General features: G+C 55.9%; 18 protein-coding genes. 17 read left to right on the top strand and 1 reads right to left on the bottom strand.

Translation table 11 applies throughout. The features are described 5' to 3' along the window. The first annotated feature begins 14 nt into the window (after positions 1-14). The 8 genes from DFG60_RS06780 to DFG60_RS06745 all read left to right on the top strand — a co-directional run bounded on the left by DFG60_RS06780 (position 15) and on the right by DFG60_RS06745 (position 5,935). Complete coding sequence (locus tag DFG60_RS06780) at positions 15-1,286, top strand: tetratricopeptide repeat protein (protein ID WP_114570983.1); 1,272 nt, start codon at positions 15-17, stop codon at positions 1,284-1,286. Between the two features lie 19 nt (positions 1,287-1,305). Then, positions 1,306-1,833, top strand: coding sequence for a ReoY family proteolytic degradation factor (locus tag DFG60_RS06775; RefSeq protein ID WP_114570982.1), 528 nt, complete (start codon positions 1,306-1,308; stop codon positions 1,831-1,833). A gap of 152 nt (positions 1,834-1,985) precedes the next feature. Then, positions 1,986-2,426: a DUF2487 family protein gene (locus DFG60_RS06770; protein WP_114570981.1), complete on the top strand. Its 441-nt coding sequence runs from the start codon at positions 1,986-1,988 to the stop codon at positions 2,424-2,426. A 104-nt stretch (positions 2,427-2,530) separates the two neighbouring features. Next, complete coding sequence (locus tag DFG60_RS06765; RefSeq protein WP_114570980.1) at positions 2,531-3,037, top strand: ubiquinol-cytochrome c reductase iron-sulfur subunit; 507 nt, start codon at positions 2,531-2,533, stop codon at positions 3,035-3,037. A 3-nt stretch (positions 3,038-3,040) separates the two neighbouring features. Then, positions 3,041-3,712 carry a menaquinol-cytochrome c reductase cytochrome b subunit gene (gene qcrB / locus DFG60_RS06760; protein ID WP_012370658.1) on the top strand — a complete coding sequence of 224 codons (672 nt, stop codon included), beginning with the start codon at positions 3,041-3,043 and terminating at the stop codon, positions 3,710-3,712. A gap of 46 nt (positions 3,713-3,758) precedes the next feature. Further along, entirely contained in the window at positions 3,759-4,550 is a 792-nt protein-coding gene (locus DFG60_RS06755) for a menaquinol-cytochrome c reductase cytochrome b/c subunit (RefSeq protein WP_114570979.1), read from the top strand. A gap of 54 nt (positions 4,551-4,604) precedes the next feature. Further along, positions 4,605-5,195 (top strand): DUF1405 domain-containing protein, encoded by a 591-nt coding sequence (locus tag DFG60_RS06750; RefSeq protein WP_114570978.1) that lies wholly within the window; start codon positions 4,605-4,607, stop codon positions 5,193-5,195. 59 nt (positions 5,196-5,254) lie between these two features. Beyond that, the gene (locus DFG60_RS06745) at positions 5,255-5,935 is read left to right on the top strand and encodes a zinc metallopeptidase (RefSeq protein WP_408608653.1); all 681 of its coding nucleotides are present in this window, start codon (positions 5,255-5,257) and stop codon (positions 5,933-5,935) included. Between the two features lie 135 nt (positions 5,936-6,070). Here the strand turns inward: DFG60_RS06745 and DFG60_RS06740 are convergent, their stop codons facing one another. Continuing rightward, positions 6,071-6,958: a YitT family protein gene (locus tag DFG60_RS06740; protein WP_114570976.1), complete on the bottom strand. Its 888-nt coding sequence runs from the start codon at positions 6,956-6,958 to the stop codon at positions 6,071-6,073. Positions 6,959-7,131: 173 nt separating this feature from the next. Here DFG60_RS06740 and bshA point away from each other — a divergent pair, with 173 nt between their 5' ends. The 9 genes from bshA (at position 7,132) to DFG60_RS06695 (ending at position 16,233) form a co-directional block, all read left to right on the top strand. Beyond that, positions 7,132-8,271, top strand: coding sequence for an N-acetyl-alpha-D-glucosaminyl L-malate synthase BshA (gene bshA / locus DFG60_RS06735; protein ID WP_114570975.1), 1,140 nt, complete (start codon positions 7,132-7,134; stop codon positions 8,269-8,271). Beyond that, entirely contained in the window at positions 8,261-9,388 is a 1,128-nt protein-coding gene (locus DFG60_RS06730) for a CCA tRNA nucleotidyltransferase (RefSeq protein ID WP_232818655.1), read from the top strand. Before bshA ends, DFG60_RS06730 begins: the two co-directional genes overlap by 11 nt. Beyond that, a complete protein-coding gene (locus DFG60_RS06725) occupies positions 9,364-10,326 on the top strand; it encodes a biotin--[acetyl-CoA-carboxylase] ligase (protein ID WP_114570974.1) in 963 nt (320 codons plus the stop codon). The genes DFG60_RS06730 and DFG60_RS06725 overlap by 25 nt, the downstream gene beginning before the upstream one ends. A 234-nt stretch (positions 10,327-10,560) precedes the next feature. Further along, positions 10,561-11,409: a 3-methyl-2-oxobutanoate hydroxymethyltransferase gene (panB, locus tag DFG60_RS06720; RefSeq protein WP_114570973.1), complete on the top strand. Its 849-nt coding sequence runs from the start codon at positions 10,561-10,563 to the stop codon at positions 11,407-11,409. Continuing rightward, entirely contained in the window at positions 11,396-12,229 is an 834-nt protein-coding gene (panC, locus tag DFG60_RS06715; RefSeq protein WP_114570972.1) for a pantoate--beta-alanine ligase, read from the top strand. Before panB ends, panC begins: the two co-directional genes overlap by 14 nt. Positions 12,230-12,231: 2 nt before the next feature. Beyond that, complete coding sequence (gene panD / locus DFG60_RS06710) at positions 12,232-12,615, top strand: aspartate 1-decarboxylase (protein WP_114570971.1); 384 nt, start codon at positions 12,232-12,234, stop codon at positions 12,613-12,615. Positions 12,616-12,714: 99 nt separating this feature from the next. After that, entirely contained in the window at positions 12,715-15,528 is a 2,814-nt protein-coding gene (gene dinG, locus DFG60_RS06705; RefSeq protein WP_114570970.1) for an ATP-dependent DNA helicase DinG, read from the top strand. A 61-nt stretch (positions 15,529-15,589) separates the two neighbouring features. Next, a complete protein-coding gene (locus DFG60_RS06700; RefSeq protein ID WP_114570969.1) occupies positions 15,590-15,760 on the top strand; it encodes a YpmA family protein in 171 nt (56 codons plus the stop codon). Continuing rightward, entirely contained in the window at positions 15,757-16,233 is a 477-nt protein-coding gene (locus DFG60_RS06695; RefSeq protein ID WP_114570968.1) for a hypothetical protein, read from the top strand. The genes DFG60_RS06700 and DFG60_RS06695 overlap by 4 nt, the downstream gene beginning before the upstream one ends. Positions 16,234-16,242: the final 9 nt, after the last annotated feature.

The raw sequence follows: 16,242 nt of genomic DNA, 5'->3' as shown, positions 1-16,242 counted from the left end.
GAGAGGTGATTTCCTTGAACGAAGAGATGCTGCAGCAGATCGTCGAGGAACTCGAACACGGACATACATCAGAGGCGCTGAAGGCGCTTGAGGAGCTCGAAAAGACAGGTACGGACGAAGACCGCTTGGCAGTAGCTGACCTGTATACGGAACTTGGTTTATCAGACAGGGCAGTCAACATCCTCGCCCCGCTCTACGTCGAATACGCCGGAAATCCCGGAGTCGCGCTGTTGCTCGCTGAGTGCTACATCGACCTCGACCGGGAGGAGGAAGCGATTTCGGTCCTTGAGCAGGTCGATGCGACGGATCCTGAGAACGGTCCCCGGACGCTCGTGTTGCTCGCTGATCTCTATCAGTCCCAAGGGCTCGACGAAGTCGCGCTCCAAAAACTCGAACAGGCACGCCGGCTTGCGCCGGAGGAACCGCTGCTGACGTACGGGCTTGCTGAGCTCTACATGACGCTCGGTGCGTTCGACCAAGCAGTTCCGCTGTTCGCAGAGATCGCCTCGAACGACGCTCTTCGCGCGGAGCTTCCGTTCGATGCACTGTACGCCGAAGCGCTGGCTATGACAGGGGAGTTCGAAGAAGCGATCCCGCTATACGAGCGCGCTGTCGAGGAGAGGGCAGATTTGCATACGCTGTTCGGGCTCGGAATGACCGCACACCGTGTCGGTCAGCATCAAAAGGCAGTCGAGGCCTTCAGACAGCTCATCCAGCAGGATCCCGATTATACGTCGGCCTATGTCCCGTTCGCTGAGAGCCACGCGGAAATCGGACAGACGAAGGAAGCGCTTGATGTCATCATGCAGGGAATCGAGCGGGATGACTACAACGACGAACTCCGGACGATGGAGGCGCTCTATCGCCTGAAACTCGGCGACCGGGAAGGCAGCGTCAACGCCCTGCGCGATGCGCTCGCCCTCAACCCGGAATCGCTCGTCGCGGCCGAGCGGTTGCTTGCATTGCTTGCAGAGGAAGAGGATCACGAGGCGATGCTCGAGACGATCTCGGCGATCGAGGAGCATGCGACGGCACCTATTCTGACGTGGTATGCGGCCCGTGCGCATCACGCATTAGAGGAATATGATGCAGCGACGGAGAAATATGGACAAGTAGCAGACGCATTCACCGAAGAACCACAATTTTTGAAGGAATATGGTTTCCTTTTGATCGAGGAAGGGGAGCAAGAAGAAGGACGAGCACTTCTCAAACGTGCAGCGGCGCTTCAGCCGGAAGATATGGAGCTTGCCGATTACGTCGAACAGTTCGAACTCGACGAACATTGAGGAAAGGGGCAGGGAAGAGATGACAGAAAGAAAACAGCGATTCTTGCGCCGCATCTTGACCTATTACACGCTCAGAAGACGGGAAGCGAAATGGATTCTCGATTACTGGTTGCGCCATGACGCAAAGCTTGACCATGTCCACTTCGTCGAGAATGCGATGTTCGCTCCTAAGGCGATCATCATGACGACCTACGGTTTCGACGGTGAGCCCTTCCTCTTCAAGAAGGGCGACGTGAAGACGAAGGATCCGGAGAAGGCGTACCATGATCTCCGCCTGACTTCTGAAGACGTCTACATCGAGATCAATTTCCAAGGGATGATGACGGACGACGAATATGTCTCGCTCCTCGAGGAAAATCCGTTCGTCCCGGAACTCGCGGTCGAGCCGAAGCTCGTCGACGAGGCGACGCACTTCATCGCTGCGACCGTCAACCGCCAGGAGGAGGAACGTCTCGTCCGTCTAATCGATGAGGCGCTCGACGCGCGGGACGAGCACCGTTTCCAGTCCCTGTCCCGGAAACTTCGGCTGATCAGAGAACAAATGTGATCCAGTTGATGAACGCCAGAGATGGCGTTCTTTTTTTGCTTAAAAATTTCTTTTTAATTTCATAAATCCGTCACATTCCTTTAACAGCTGGAAATGTGTTTGTGATACATTAAATGTGACGAATTGTAATCCTCAGGAAAGGGGGGAATGACTTGCGTTTCAGACCATCCGATGTAGAAACGGCACGCCGAGAAAGCGCGTATATCGATACGCTCATCATCCCGCTCGTACCGGTCGGGTTCGAGCAGGATATGCTCGCCTTCTCGGAGTGCAGTGAAATGGCACTTGCCGTATCAGCGGAAGCCGAACGCCAGCTCTCGGGGCGTGCGATGCTTGCTCCCGCGTTCTCGTACGTCGGTGACGTGCCGGTCAGCGAGATCGAACGCTGGAAGGAAGCGGCGGGCGCCGGACAATTCCGTTTCATCACGCTGATCACGGCTGATCTTAGGTGGAAGGAGACGCCTGTCGAGGGGCTGATTTATGTCCCTAGACTTTCGCTCGACGGCATGAGCGGCGATCAGCGCGGGCAGATGATCACGAACTTCGTCGGTCAGGTGCTCGAGCAGCTCGCGAAGCGTTGGACCGCTCTATGAAGCGGTTGACGCAATGATTTTATTAAGATACTATTACCATGTGAGAAATTTGTGTGAAGTACAGTGGTCTTGGGGCACGGGGTACATCACAAGGGGGGATCGAGATGGCTCAAAAAGGGTCTAATGTAACACGTCGGCAATTCCTGACGTATACACTGACTGGAGTCGGTGGCTTCATGGCTGCTACGATGGTCATGCCAATGGTAAACTTCGCGATCGACCCAGTCCTGAAAAAGTCAGGAGCTGGCGATAAAGTGAAGGTAATGAAGTTGTCGGACATCACGACAGAACCGAAACGCGTCGACTTCAAGAAGCAGACGAAAGACGGTTGGTACGAATTCGAGGAGACGCTCTCAGCGTGGGTCTTCAAGAACGACAAGGGAGAAATTTTGGCGTTGTCGCCTATCTGTAAACACCTAGGCTGCCAGGTCGGCTACGGTATCGATGCGACGCACCCGAACGAATTCTTCTGCCCATGTCACTTCGGACGTTATACGAAGGACGGAATCAACGTCCCGGGCACACCTCCGACGAAACCGCTCGACGGTTATGAGAAAGAAGAGAAAGATGGCTTCCTCTACCTAGGCAAGCCAGTAGAAAGAGAGGTGTAAGCGATGATGCAAAAAATCTATGACTGGATCGATGAACGCGTAGATATCACGCCGCTTTGGCGCGACATCGCTGATCACGAGGTACCAGAGCACGTCAACCCGGCGCATAACTTCTCTGCGTTCGTCTATTGCTTCGGCGGTTTGACTTTCTTCACGATCGTCATCCAAATCCTTTCGGGTATGTTCCTGACGATGTACTACGTGCCAGACATCATCAATGCCCACGCTTCGGTCTATTACCTGCAAAATGAAGTGGCACATGGTCAAATCGTCCGCGGTATGCACCACTGGGGAGCTTCCGTCGTCATCGTAATGTTGTTCCTACATACATTACGAGTATTCTTCACGGGCTCTTACAAAAAGCCTCGTGAGCTCAACTGGGTCGTCGGCGTACTCCTGTTCTTCGTCGTCCTCGCACTCGGCTTGACAGGTTACCTGTTGCCTTGGGACATGAAAGCATTGTTCGCGACGAAAGTAACGATTCAAATCGCCGAAAGTATTCCTGTCATCGGCGGGATCGCCAAGACGCTTCTTGCCGGCGGCGAGATCGTCGGTGCGAGCACGATCGCACGTTTCTTCGCGATTCACGTCTTCTTCCTGCCAGCAGCACTCTTCGTCCTCTTAGGAGCTCACTTCATGATGATCCGCAAACAAGGGATTTCTGGACCGCTCTAAGTCGACTTGAACTGAAAACTGGAAATGACAAAAGGGGGAGAACACGATGCATCGTGGTAAAGGGATGAAATTCGTCACCGATTCGCGGGTGTCGATCAATAACCGGATGCCGAACAAGTCGAAGGACTACTCGGAATATCCTGGCCGAACAGAAGCGTTCTGGCCGAACTTCTTGCTTCGTGAGTGGATGGTTGGAGCGGTCTTCCTGATTGGCTTCATGACGCTTACGATCGTAGAGGCACCGCCTCTTCAAAACATTGCCGATCCGACGAACACGTCGTACATTCCGCTTCCGGACTGGTACTTCCTGTTCCTCTATCAGCTCTTGAAATACCAATTCGCGGCAGGCCCGTACATCCTCATGGGTACGGTCATCCTTCCGGGTCTCGCGTTCACTGCACTGCTGATTGCTCCTTGGCTCGACCAGGGTCTCGAGCGCCGTCCGGCGAAACGTCCGATCGCGGTCAGCATGATGCTTCTCGCGATCATCTCGATCTTCTTCCTCACTTGGGAATCTGTCCAAACGACTCACTGGGACCAGATCCACAAGCAAGGTGAGCTCACGATGGGTGAAGGGCCGACGATCGATACGGAAGCGAAAGGTTACGAGATCTACTCGAACCAGTCGTGTGTCAACTGTCACGGTCAAAACCTCGAAGGTGGAGCCGCGGCTCCTGCGCTCACGGGAACGACGAAGACGGCTGAAGAGATCGCTAAAATTGCGAAAGAGGGTATCGGAACGATGCCGGCCGGTCAATACGAAGGCTCTGACGCAGACTTGAAAGAACTCTCGGAATTCATCGCTTCGTACGGTGAAGGCGGAGAAAACAACAAATAAGCAGCTGAACCGGGGGATGATTCCTCCGGTTTTTCTGTCGAATCGAGGTATACGATGGCAATCCTGAATCTGTTGAAAACAAGGCCTGTCCTGCTTGTGATCGGGACGATCAACCTTCTTGGGACGCTCTACGGTTATTATTGGTATGCACCTCAGCTCGCGGACTCGAAATGGTACTTCTATCCGTTCATCCCGGACAGTCCGACAGCCTCGCTCTTCTTTACGATCATCATCTTCCTTTGGCTGTTCAAGCGCAAGTCGCCGCTGACCGAGGCGCTCGCGTTCGTCACGCTGATCAAATACGGTGTCTGGGCAGTCGTGATGAACATGCTCATGCTGCAGGAAGTCGGGACGGCTGACGTCCGCCTGACGCTGATGGCGCTCATGTTGATGCTCTCGCACGGGGCGATGGCCTTTCAAGCGTTGCTCTATTCCCCGTTCATGCGCTTCTCGTCCCGCGAGCTGATCCTCGTCTCGGTCTGGGTGCTGCATAACGATGTCGTCGACTACGTGCTCGGCCAGTGGCCGCGCTACCCGGTGCTCGCGGACTATATCGACTGGATCGGTTACGGCTCGTTCTGGCTGTCGGGAATATGTATTTTCATGGGATACAAGTTCGTCGTGCGCTCCTCCGTTGACAGATAGGTTCGGTTGACCGTAAAATAAAGTCAACACCGATTCAAGGAATGGAGGAAATTGATTTGATGAACTATCTGATCTATTTGGCGATCATCATGATCATCCCGATCTGGGCACAGATGCGTGTCCGGTCGACTTACAAGAAATTCAAGGAGGTGCCGATCGAGAGCGGAGTTACGGGCGCTCAGGTGGCAGACTTCATCATGAAACAAAACGGTATCCACGACGTCGCGATCGAACCGGTCCGGGGCACGATGACGGACCACTACGACCCGACGAACAAGGTCGTCCGCCTGTCAGAGGACGTCTATTACGGATCGACGGTCTCGTCCGCTTCCATCGCGGCGCACGAAATCGGTCACGTCATCCAGGACGCTTCCGGCTATGGCATGATGCGTCTGCGCCACCGGATCGCACCGGTCGCGTCGATCACTTCGAACCTGTCGTTCCCGCTCCTCCTCGGAGGGATGCTCCTCGGTATGACGGGACTCGCTCAGATCGGCGTCATCCTGATGCTCGGTGCCGTCATCTTCCAACTCATCACGCTTCCTGTCGAGTTCGACGCATCGAAGCGGGCGATGGCAGAGCTGTCGAGCCACGGCATCATCACGGCAAACGAGGAACGCGGTTCGCGCCGAGTCCTGAACGCGGCTGCCTGGACGTATGTCGCTGCGACGCTCGTCGCGGTAGCCGAGTTCCTCCGTCTCGCATTGCTCGTGTTCGGCACGCAGCAGAGTGACGATTGATCCGGCGTCAGCAGACTGTAAGTTTTTCAGCACCCTTCCGACTGAAGGGTGTTTTTTTGTCGGACGAATGACAAAAAGGCGACCGGCATGCCTCGTCATTGAACGAAGCATGCCGGTCGCCGGTCCGTATATGGCTCATGTCTCCTTGATCGGCACCCGGTTCTCGTCGAACGTGAACCCTTCTCCGGTCACTTCATAGACGTCGTGCAACGTGATGAAGGCGTGCGGGTCGATCTGACGGACGAGCGTCTTCAGACGGGTGATCTCGTTGCGTGCGACGACGACATAGAGCACCTCGAGGTCACGACCGGAATAGCCGCCCTTCGCAAGCAGGCGGGTCGTCCCGCGGTTCATCGAGTCGTGGATGCCGCTGGCGATCTCCGTCCGGTGGTCGCTGATGATCATCGCAGCCTTACCGGCGTAAGTCCCTTCCTGCATCCAGTCGATGACACGCGCCCCGATGTAGACGGCGAGCAGCGTATACATCGCCTGTTTGTAGTCGAGGTACGTCAGGCTCGCGAGGATGACGAAGAAGTCGAAGACGAGGAACGTCCGGCCGATCGACCATCCGAAATAGCGTTTCGTCAGGCGGGCGATGATGTCGACCCCGCCCGTCGTCCCGCCATTGTTGAAGATGATGCCGAGACCGACGCCGATGAAGACTCCCGCGAACAAGGCAGCAAGCACCATGTCATCTGCGAGAACGATCTCGAGCGGAGAGTATTTCGCGATCAATCCGTACCAGAGGGAGAAGCTGAACGTCCCGATCAGCGTGTAGATGAACGTCGTCCGACCGAGCAGACGATAGCTGATGAAGAAGAGCGGAATGTTCAGGACGAGGTTCGTCACCGAAGGGGAGAGACCGAAAAGTCCCTTCAGGATGAGCGTGATGCCGGTGAACCCGCCTTCGGCGAGTTCGTTCTGGACGTTGAAATGATAGATACCAAATGCGAAGATGAATGATCCGACGAGAATCCAGAGGATGTTCTGGATCCGGATCGGGAACTGGAATGGTGCTGCCAAGTCATATGACCCCTTTCTGAATGAAGACTCCTTCTCTAGGGTACAGTCACGGAGACGAAAAGACCAGACGGATGTCGGGAAAAGTTTTGTCGTACGTCTCCCTCATCGGCTTTTTGGTACAATGGAACAGATGATTCGAAAGAAAACGAAACAAGAGAGAGAGTTGATCTGCCATGAAAAAAGCCATCGGTATCTTGTGTTATCCATCCGTAGGAGGGAGCGGTGTCGTCGCGACCGAGCTCGGAATGAAGCTTGCGGACCGGGGGCACGACATCCATTTCATCACGTCCAGCGTCCCGTTCCGGCTTACGGACTACCATCCGAACATCACCGTCCATCTCGTCGAGGTGAACCAGTACTCGGTCTTCAAATATCCGCCGTACGACATCACGCTCGCCTCGAAGGTCGCCGAGGTAATCGACGTCTACGAACTCGACGTCATCCATGCCCATTATGCCGTCCCGCACGCCGTCTGCGCGGAGCTTGGGCGGGAGATGGCGAAACGTAAGGACGTCGCAGTCGTGACGACGCTTCACGGCACGGACATCACTGTCATCGGACAGGATCTCGAGATGCAACCGGCAATCCGTTACGGGATCGAGAAATCGGACGCCGTGACGGCCGTCTCGGAAAGCCTCGCGCGCGAGACGAACACGACGCTCGGCAGCGACTACGCGATCGACGTCATCCATAACTTCATCGACGAGTCCGTCTATTATCCGGTGCGGGACAACAGGCTGCGAAGCCATTTCGGTATCGAGGAGGACGAGACCGTCGTCATCCACATCTCGAACTTCCGGCCAGTCAAAAGGCTTGAAGACACGATACGGACGTTCGCGCTCGCACTCGAGGGGCGGAGGATGCGCCTCCTGCTCGTCGGGGACGGACCGGAGATGGGGCAGACGCGCAGGCTTGCGAAGGAACTCGGTGTGCTAGACCGCGTCATCTTCGCAGGCAAACAGGAGCACGTCGCACAATTGCTCGCACTCAGCGACATTCATCTGCTGCTGTCCGAGAAGGAGGCGTTCGGTCTCGTCGTGCTCGAGGCGATGGCGGTAGGTGTGCCGAGCGTCGTCAGCGACGCGGGCGGATTGCCTGAGGTCGTGCGCGATGGTGAGACCGGTTTCGTCGTGCCGCGCTTTGACGTCGAGGCGGCAGCGGCAAGGCTCGGACGCCTCGCGGATGAGACAGAGCTTCGGGAACGAATGGCGGAGGAGGGCATCCGGGATTGCCGACTCCGCTTCGACTCGAACGAGATCGTCCGCCAGTACGAGCATCTCTATGACCGGGTGTGTGATCGACATGATGCGTGACCTCGCTGAACGGATCATACTGACGATCGAGCAGGCTGGAGGCGAGGCGTATATCGTCGGTGGTGCTGTGCGTGACCTCTTGCTTGGTCGTGACCCGGGTGACATCGATCTCGCGACGTCCCTCTTTCCGGAAGAGGTGAGCCGGCTTTTCGAGAACGTCATTCCGACCGGGATCGACCACGGTACGGTCACGGTAGTCCTTGAGCACCATCCGTTCGAGGTGACGACGTTCCGCTCTGAATCGACCTATACGGACAGAAGGCGTCCGGACACGGTCTCACTCGGCGTCTCTCTCGAAGAGGACCTGATGAGGCGAGACTTCACGATCAATGCGATGGCGCTCAAGCGCGACCGGCTCGTCGACCTGTTCGGCGGCCAGGACGACTTGCAAAGAAAGCTCGTCCGAACGGTCGGTGACCCGTACGAACGTTTCAGCGAGGATGCGCTGCGCATGTTGCGGGCCTTCCGCTTCATGAGCCAGCTCGGCTTTGCGCTGGAATCCGACACGGAACGGGCGATCGTCCGTCTTAAGGAGAGCATCGATCATGTGGCGATGGAGAGGATCGCGATCGAGATGGAGAAGCTGATGGTCGGTGAGGGGCGGATCGACGCGTTGACGGCACTCCGACGGACCGGCATCAACGAGGAGCTCGCAGGATTGACCGACGACGTTCTCCTTCGTCTCATCGATTGCAAATACGCGGCGAAAACGAAGCATGAGGTATGGGCGCTGTTCGTCCATTCCGGTTTCGAGGTCTCGGAACTGAGGCGATGGAAGCGGTCGAACGCCCAGGTCCTCCGTGCGAAAAAGCTTGCGCCGCTGCTCGACAAGGAGTCCTTGTCCGCCAGCGAGCGCTATGCGTTGACGGACGAAGAGCTCGCCGCGCTGAATGAGATGACCGGCAGAAGCCACCCATCTCGGGACGAGCTTCCGATCCGGCACAGAAGAGAGCTTGCAGTCGACGGGAAGGACATGAAGGCGCTAGGTCTGATGAAGGAAGAAATCAAAGAGGCTCTCGCATACGTCGAAGAAGGGGTACTTCATTCGCGCCTGAAAAATGAGCGAGACATTCTGCTGAAGGAGGTTCTGCTGTGGAAAGAACGACGAAAGAACTGATTCTCTCGCAACTGCTCAGGAAAGAACGGATATCAGGACAGGAATTGGCGGACTCCTTGAATATTTCACGTACCGCTATTTGGAAACAAATCGATCAATTGCGAAAAGACGGCTACGAGATCGATGCGAACAAGAAGACCGGATATCTCCTGCTCGACGATGGCGATCGATTATTCGGGGCGAACCTGCTCCCGCTCCTGCGGACGAAGTCGCTCGGACGCAACGTCGTACACCACGAAGAAACGGAGACGACGCAACGGATCGCACACGAACTCGCTCAACTCGAAGTTAGTGAGGGAACGCTCGTCCTATGTGATCATCAGACGCAGGGACGGGGACAGCTCGGACGAAAATGGCTTGAAGAGAAGGGGAAAGGCGTCGCAATGAGTCTGATTTTGCGCCCGGACGTTCCGATTCAGACAGCAGGGCAGCTGACGATCCTTGCAGGTATCGCACTTGCTGAATCGCTCGGTCCATTGGTCGAGGCGAGAATCAAATGGCCGAATGATATTCTCGTAAGTGGCAAGAAACTCGCCGGTATCCTGACCGAGATGCAGGCGGAGGCGGACCGGATCGGTTCGATCATCATCGGAATCGGGGTGAACGTCAATCATGGCACCTTCCCGCCCGAGATCAGTAGTCGGGCGACTTCGCTCAAATCCTTGACCGGTAGTGAATATAAGCGAGCAGAGATCGTCGCTCGTTTTCTCAATACGTTCGAATCGATGTACACAGAGTGGCTCGGGCACGGATTCGCTCCGTTCGTCGAACGTTTCCTGCGACTCGCGGACAGGAAGGACGAGCTCGTGACGCTACGGACCAGGGAGCGCGTGCTGACTGGAATCTTGCGCGGAATCACGAGCGATGGAACCCTCCTGATCGAGACCGAGCAGGGGATGGAAGAATTCCATTCAGCCGAACTCGTTTATTGGAGCTGACCCATTTGCGAACGTTAAGGACAGGGAGTATACTGAAGTTACCGGACGGCATCGTTCATGAGCGGTACCGGTAGAAGGCTTGCGTTCATCAAGTTGTTTGCCTGCCTTGATCCGAACAGGACAGGGACAGAAGGACGTTTCATTTGCACTCATCCACGCCTTCTTTCCTATGTCGTTTTTTAGGGGAGAATGGCGTTTTCCTTTTGTCCTCTCAATTGAAAAGGGGAGATTTTCATGCACACGATCACACCACTGTTGAAGAAACAACTAGCAGGAGAAAAGCTCGTCATGTTGACGGCTTACGACTATCCATCGGCGAAGCTTGCCGAGGCGGCAGGCGTCGAGATGATCCTCGTCGGGGATTCGCTCGGGAACGTCATCCTCGGATATGATTCGACGATCGCCGTCACGATCGAGGACATGATCCATCACGGAAAGGCAGTCAGACGTGGCGCACCGGCGACTTTCGTCATCATCGACATGCCGTTCGCGAGCTATCACGGTTCGTTCGATCGCACGCTTGAAGCCGCAGCCCGTCTCTTCCAGGAAGCTGGGGCAGACGCGATCAAGCTCGAGGGAGCAGGGGAGATCCTGTCGACGATCCGGCGTCTGACCGATGCTGGCATGCCTTGTGTCGCGCACCTCGGATTGACACCGCAATCGGTCGGGGTGCTCGAAGGCTTCAAGGTTCAAGGGAAGTCACTCGAAGCGGCTGAGCGGCTGATTGCCGATAGTCTGGCAGCGGAACAGGCGGGAGCTAAGCTGCTCGTGCTTGAAGCGGTGCCGCGTCAGCTGGCGGAACGAGTCGCGGAGCTGCTTTCGATTCCGGTGATCGGAATCGGGGCTGGGGCGGATGTCGACGGTCAAGTGCTCGTCTATCACGATATCCTTCAATACGGGGTCGGCCGTCTCCCTAAATTCGTCAAACCTTATACGGACTGGAACACGTCCGGGACCGAGGCGATCGCGGCTTACGTCTCGGAAGTGAAATCTGGTGCGTTTCCGACGACGGCGCATACGTTCACGATGGATGAGGAATTGATCGACTCCTTATATGGAGGGAACAAAAATGCAGATCATTGAACGGATTTCCGATTTGCAGGACGCACTGAGGGGGGAGACCTCGATCGGGTTCGTCCCGACGATGGGTTATCTGCATGAAGGACACGAGAGCCTGCTAGAGCGTGCCCGGGCTGAGAACGACATCGTCGTGTTGAGCATCTTCGTCAACCCGACGCAGTTCGGACCGAATGAGGATCTGGACCGGTATCCGCGGGATGCGGAACGGGATCAGGCGATTGCGCGTTCCGCCGGCGTCGACTATCTCTTCTTCCCGACGACCGAGACGATGTACCCGTATGACATGGCGCGTGTAAGTGTCCGGACCGGCGATGACGTCCTGTGCGGTGCATCGCGGCCAGGCCACTTCGACGGTGTGCTGACGGTGGTCAGCAAGCTGTTCAACATCGTGCGTCCCGCACGCGCCTATTTCGGACTGAAGGACGCGCAACAGCTCGCCTTGATCGAAGGATACGTCCGAGATTATTTCGTCCCGGTCGAGATCGTCCGCTGTCCGATCATCCGGGAGGAGGACGGCCTTGCCAAGTCATCACGGAATGTGTATCTTACGGAGACGGAGCGCAGAGAAGCGCCGCTCATCCAACAGGCATTGCTGCATGCGAACGGGATGTTCGCCTCAGGAAAAGGTGTGCTTGAAGTCGTCGAAGAGACGAGAGGGCGTCTTGCCCGGATTGCGGGTACGACGATCGATTACGTCGAAGCGGTCGATTATCCTTCCCTGAAAGCAGTGAGCGAGGATACGAAGACGATATTGCTTGCGGTCGCCGTCCATTTCAGCGGCGCACGATTGATCGATAACTTACTTTACACGAGAGGAGCATGAACATGTACCGTACATTCATGCATGCAAAATTACACAAGGCACGCGTCACGGAGGCGAACCTTCATTACGTCGGTTCGATCACGATCGATGAGGACCTGCTCGATGCTGTCGGTATCCTAGAGAACGAGAAGGTCCAGGTGACGAACAATCAGAACGGCGCCCGGATCGAGACATACGCCATCAAAGGGGCGCGAGGTTCGGGTGTCATCTGTCTGAACGGCGCAGCCGCACGGCATTTCCAAGTCGGCGACGAGGTCATCATCATGGCTTATGCGCAGCTTTCGACAGAGGAAATTCCACACCATGTCCCTAAGGTAGCCGTCCTTGACGAGGAAAACAATATCAAGCAGATGCTCTCGCAAGAGATTGCGCATACCATTCTCTGACTTTCAGTGACCCGAATCGCATTTCGGGTCACTTTTTTGATAAGATGGACAGAGAGATGCCTTGCGTTTCGCAAGGATTGGCAAAGGTGGAGGAATGGTTTGGATAAAAAATATGTAGTAATCGATCTAGAGACGACTGGTCACTCGATCAAGGCAGGAGACGAGATGATCGAGATCGGGATCGCCGTCGTCGAAGGCGGCTCCGTCACGGAACGGATGTCGGAGTTCGTCCGGCCGACACAGCCGATTCCGCCCTTCATCAGTCAGTTGACCGGTATCAAGGATGAGGATGTCAAAGATGCGAAGTCCTTCGCGGAGCTTGCGCCACGGATCCTCAGTCACCTTGACGGAGGCGTTTTCGTAGCCCACAACGTCCAGTTCGATCTGACTTTCTTGAACGAGGCGCTTGAGGAGGAAGGGTACCTTCCGTATACTGGCCCGGTGCTCGATACTGTCGAGTTGGCACGAATCCTGCTCCCGACCGCTGACGGGCATTCCCTCTCGAATCTGACGGAAACACTTGCGTTGAATCATACGGAAGCCCATCGAGCGGGAAGCGACGCGGAAGCGACTGCTGATCTGCTCGTCTATCTTCTTGAACGCCTGAAGGAGCTTCCCGTCGCGACGCTCAAGGAGATCAGACGGCTCGAGCCGAAACTGTTCAGTGAATTGACCGAGGAGATCGATGAGGCGATTGTCGAACGCGGGATCAAGGAAGAGAATCGATACGACGTCTACCGGAAGATCGCTCTCAAGAAGGAACAAGAGCTCGAGGAGATCACGTTCAGGGAGGAGGAAGAAGCGTTCGGACCGTTCGTCAGCCGTCTGAACGAAGAAGTCTTCCCGCGCCTGTTCGAAGGCTATGAGGAACGGACCGGCCAACTCGAGATGATGCGCCACGTCTATCAGTCGCTCGACCAGGAGACGCCGCTGCTCGTCGAAGCAGGGACCGGTACCGGGAAATCACTCGGTTATCTCGTGCCGGCCGCCCATTATTCGCTCGAGCATGAAGTACCTGTCATCGTCAGCACGCATACGATTCAGTTGCAGGAGCAGCTGCTCCAGCGTGACTTGCCGCTGTTGCGCCAGCTGTTCAAGAGTCCGGTCGAGATTGCCCTGCTGAAAGGCAGAAGCAACTATATCGACCTCCGCAAATTCGAATTTTTCCTTGGTGAGAACGACGACGCCTATAACTTCGTCCTCGCGAAGGCGATGTTGCTCGTCTGGCTCACACAGACGTCGACAGGTGACTTGGAGGAGGTCGCACTCCCTGGTGGTGCCGCACAAGGTAACATCTCCGTCAAGCAACTGATCCAGTCAGATGGTCAATCGCAGCTTGGAAGATACGACCCCTGGTTCAGCAGGGACTTTTTTCACCGGGCCGTCCGCCGTGCGAAGGAGGCGGCGATCATCGTCACGAACCATGCCCTCCTGTTCAGCGACATCCAGTATGAGGCAGGGGTGCTGCCGAAAGGCTGTCCGCTCATCCTTGATGAGGCCCATCAAATCGAGGAGGTGGCGAGCCATCACTTCGGTCTGATGCTCGACGGACATTCGTTCGACCGTATTTTCCGTCAGCTTGGCTTCTCAGGTGACAAAAAGCTTCATCAGCGGATGATCGCCTTATCGGACCAGTTCGATATCTCCGAAACAGTCGAGGCATATAGTGAGACGATCGATGAGACGCTCAGTGAATTGCTCGAGGAGGCGGACGACCTGCTCATGATCGTTCAAGCCTACGCGCTTGACGTCGCTTCGCGGAAAGAACGGCGTGAAGGACGGGTGAGCATCCGCTTCCGCCGGCTTGATCATGGGTTGCGGGCCGTGCAGGAAGGCGCGCGAAGGGTCGAGTTGACCCTTCGACGACTCCGCCAATCGATACGTGCCGTCCATAAACAGTTCAGCGACCGGCGTGAACATATGACGTATCGCGAACGCACGGTCGTAGCGGATCTGAAAGCGGTCATCGCCCAACTCGACGAACTCGAGACTGCGATCTTCGAGACGTTGCTCGCACCTCACGACGACACGGTGTCGTGGATCGAGGCGAGCGTTCAAAACCGGAAACTGACGCGTGTCTACACGCAGCCGGTCGACATCTCGGATAAGCTCGAGCGGGAGCTGTTCAAGAAGCGGACATGCATACTGACGTCTGCGACCCTGACCGTCTCCGGGAAGTTCACCTTCATGGAGAAGCGGCTGGGGCTCGAGGACCTCGACGTCCGGCGATTCGTCGTCCCGTCCCCGTTCAGCTACGGGGAGAAGGCACGTTTGATGATCCCGACGGATTTACCACTCGTCAAGGATGTCCCGCCGCAAGTCTACGCCGAGACGATCGCAGAGGCGATCATCAAGATCGCCGAGGTGACGGACGGACGGATGCTCGTGTTATTCACGTCGAATGAGATGCTCCGCCAGACGCATGATGCCACGAAGGCGATGCTGCCTGAGCGTTTTACGCTCTTGTCCCAGGGGGTCACACAAGGTTCTCGCCAGCGTCTGATGAAACAGTTCAAGCAACTCGATGCCTGTCTGCTGTTTGGCACGTCGAGCTTCTGGGAAGGAATAGACATCCCGGGAGACGACTTGAGCTGCCTCGTCATCGTCCGTCTGCCGTTCGCACCTCCTGATCAGCCGGTCACACAGGCGAGGGCGGAGCGGATCGAGTCGGAAGGCAAATCATCGTTCTTCGAGCTGAGCCTCCCACAGGCCGTCATTCGTTTCAAACAGGGATTTGGAAGATTGATCCGGACGACGAGCGACCGTGGAGTCGTCTTCGTCTTCGATCGCAGAATCGAGACGACGCGTTACGGAAAAAGGTTCATCACGAGTCTGCCGAAAGTACCCGTACTGATGGAGCCGCTCGATGAATTGACGGCAGAGCTTGAATTGTTCTTGCACGAAGAGAATTGAGTCTGTCAAAATAGGCGGTATGGAATTATAATAGAAAAGAAAAAAAGGGAGGACGACTGTAATGGAACAGAAATATGAGACTCTTGCAACCGTCAAAGTAGAGCGTCATGAAGACACATACAAAATCGTCGATCTTTTGAATCGCACGCTCAAGGATCAGGACCTTTTGTTCGGTCTTGCGCTCGATTCAAAGGATAAGGAACAGATGGTCTTCTCGATCTATCGCACATGAGAGGAAAGCTGATCATCTCCCTGATCGCATTCATCTTGATCATCATCGGATCAGGGAGCGCCATCTATGCCATGACGGTCGGTGAGGCGAAGGACCGGGAGGACAAACAGGTCATCAAGGCGCGAGAACGGCTTGAATCGAGTCTCTCACCGTCCGACGTGAAGGCGGAAGGCATCTTCCGCGGTGAGGACGCCTATGCCGTCTTCCGGTTCGAGAAGGACGGAAAAGCGCAACGGGCTTTCGTGCCACTCGACTATGGAGATATCGAGACAAGACCGGTCGAAGACGCGATTTCGCTCGAGACGATCGCAGAAGACGCGAGTGCCGCGACAGGCGGCCGGGTCATTTCCGTAAAGTACGGGTTTGATAACCGGGCCCTCGTCGAGGTCGTGACACAGAACGGTTCTGGATATGACTATTCCTACTATACGTATCAGGAAGGCTCGCTGATTAAGCGGCTGACCATCAACTAAGGAGGCTGA

Source organism: Exiguobacterium flavidum (assembly GCF_003344535.1).
In the GTDB taxonomy this organism is placed as follows: Bacteria; Bacillota; Bacilli; order Exiguobacteriales; family Exiguobacteriaceae; genus Exiguobacterium_A; species Exiguobacterium_A flavidum.
This window is presented reverse-complemented; position numbering and strand designations above follow the sequence as displayed.

Excerpts from the sequence above, each read along its gene's own strand:
- panB (WP_114570973.1), top strand. The coding sequence starts at position 10,561 with ATGCACACGATCACACCACTGTTGAAGAAACAACTAGCAGGAGAAAAG.
- DFG60_RS06745 (WP_408608653.1), top strand. The coding sequence starts at position 5,255 with ATGAACTATCTGATCTATTTGGCGATCATCATGATCATCCCGATCTGG.
- DFG60_RS06700 (WP_114570969.1), top strand. The coding sequence starts at position 15,590 with ATGGAACAGAAATATGAGACTCTTGCAACCGTCAAAGTAGAGCGTCAT.
- DFG60_RS06755 (WP_114570979.1), top strand. The coding sequence starts at position 3,759 with ATGCATCGTGGTAAAGGGATGAAATTCGTCACCGATTCGCGGGTGTCG.
- DFG60_RS06750 (WP_114570978.1), top strand. The coding sequence starts at position 4,605 with ATGGCAATCCTGAATCTGTTGAAAACAAGGCCTGTCCTGCTTGTGATC.
- DFG60_RS06730 (WP_232818655.1), top strand. The coding sequence starts at position 8,261 with ATGATGCGTGACCTCGCTGAACGGATCATACTGACGATCGAGCAGGCT.
- DFG60_RS06695 (WP_114570968.1), top strand. The coding sequence starts at position 15,757 with ATGAGAGGAAAGCTGATCATCTCCCTGATCGCATTCATCTTGATCATC.
- DFG60_RS06765 (WP_114570980.1), top strand. The coding sequence starts at position 2,531 with ATGGCTCAAAAAGGGTCTAATGTAACACGTCGGCAATTCCTGACGTAT.
- qcrB (WP_012370658.1), top strand. The coding sequence starts at position 3,041 with ATGATGCAAAAAATCTATGACTGGATCGATGAACGCGTAGATATCACG.
- DFG60_RS06775 (WP_114570982.1), top strand. The coding sequence starts at position 1,306 with ATGACAGAAAGAAAACAGCGATTCTTGCGCCGCATCTTGACCTATTAC.
- panC (WP_114570972.1), top strand. The coding sequence starts at position 11,396 with ATGCAGATCATTGAACGGATTTCCGATTTGCAGGACGCACTGAGGGGG.
- panD (WP_114570971.1), top strand. The coding sequence starts at position 12,232 with ATGTACCGTACATTCATGCATGCAAAATTACACAAGGCACGCGTCACG.
- bshA (WP_114570975.1), top strand. The coding sequence starts at position 7,132 with ATGAAAAAAGCCATCGGTATCTTGTGTTATCCATCCGTAGGAGGGAGC.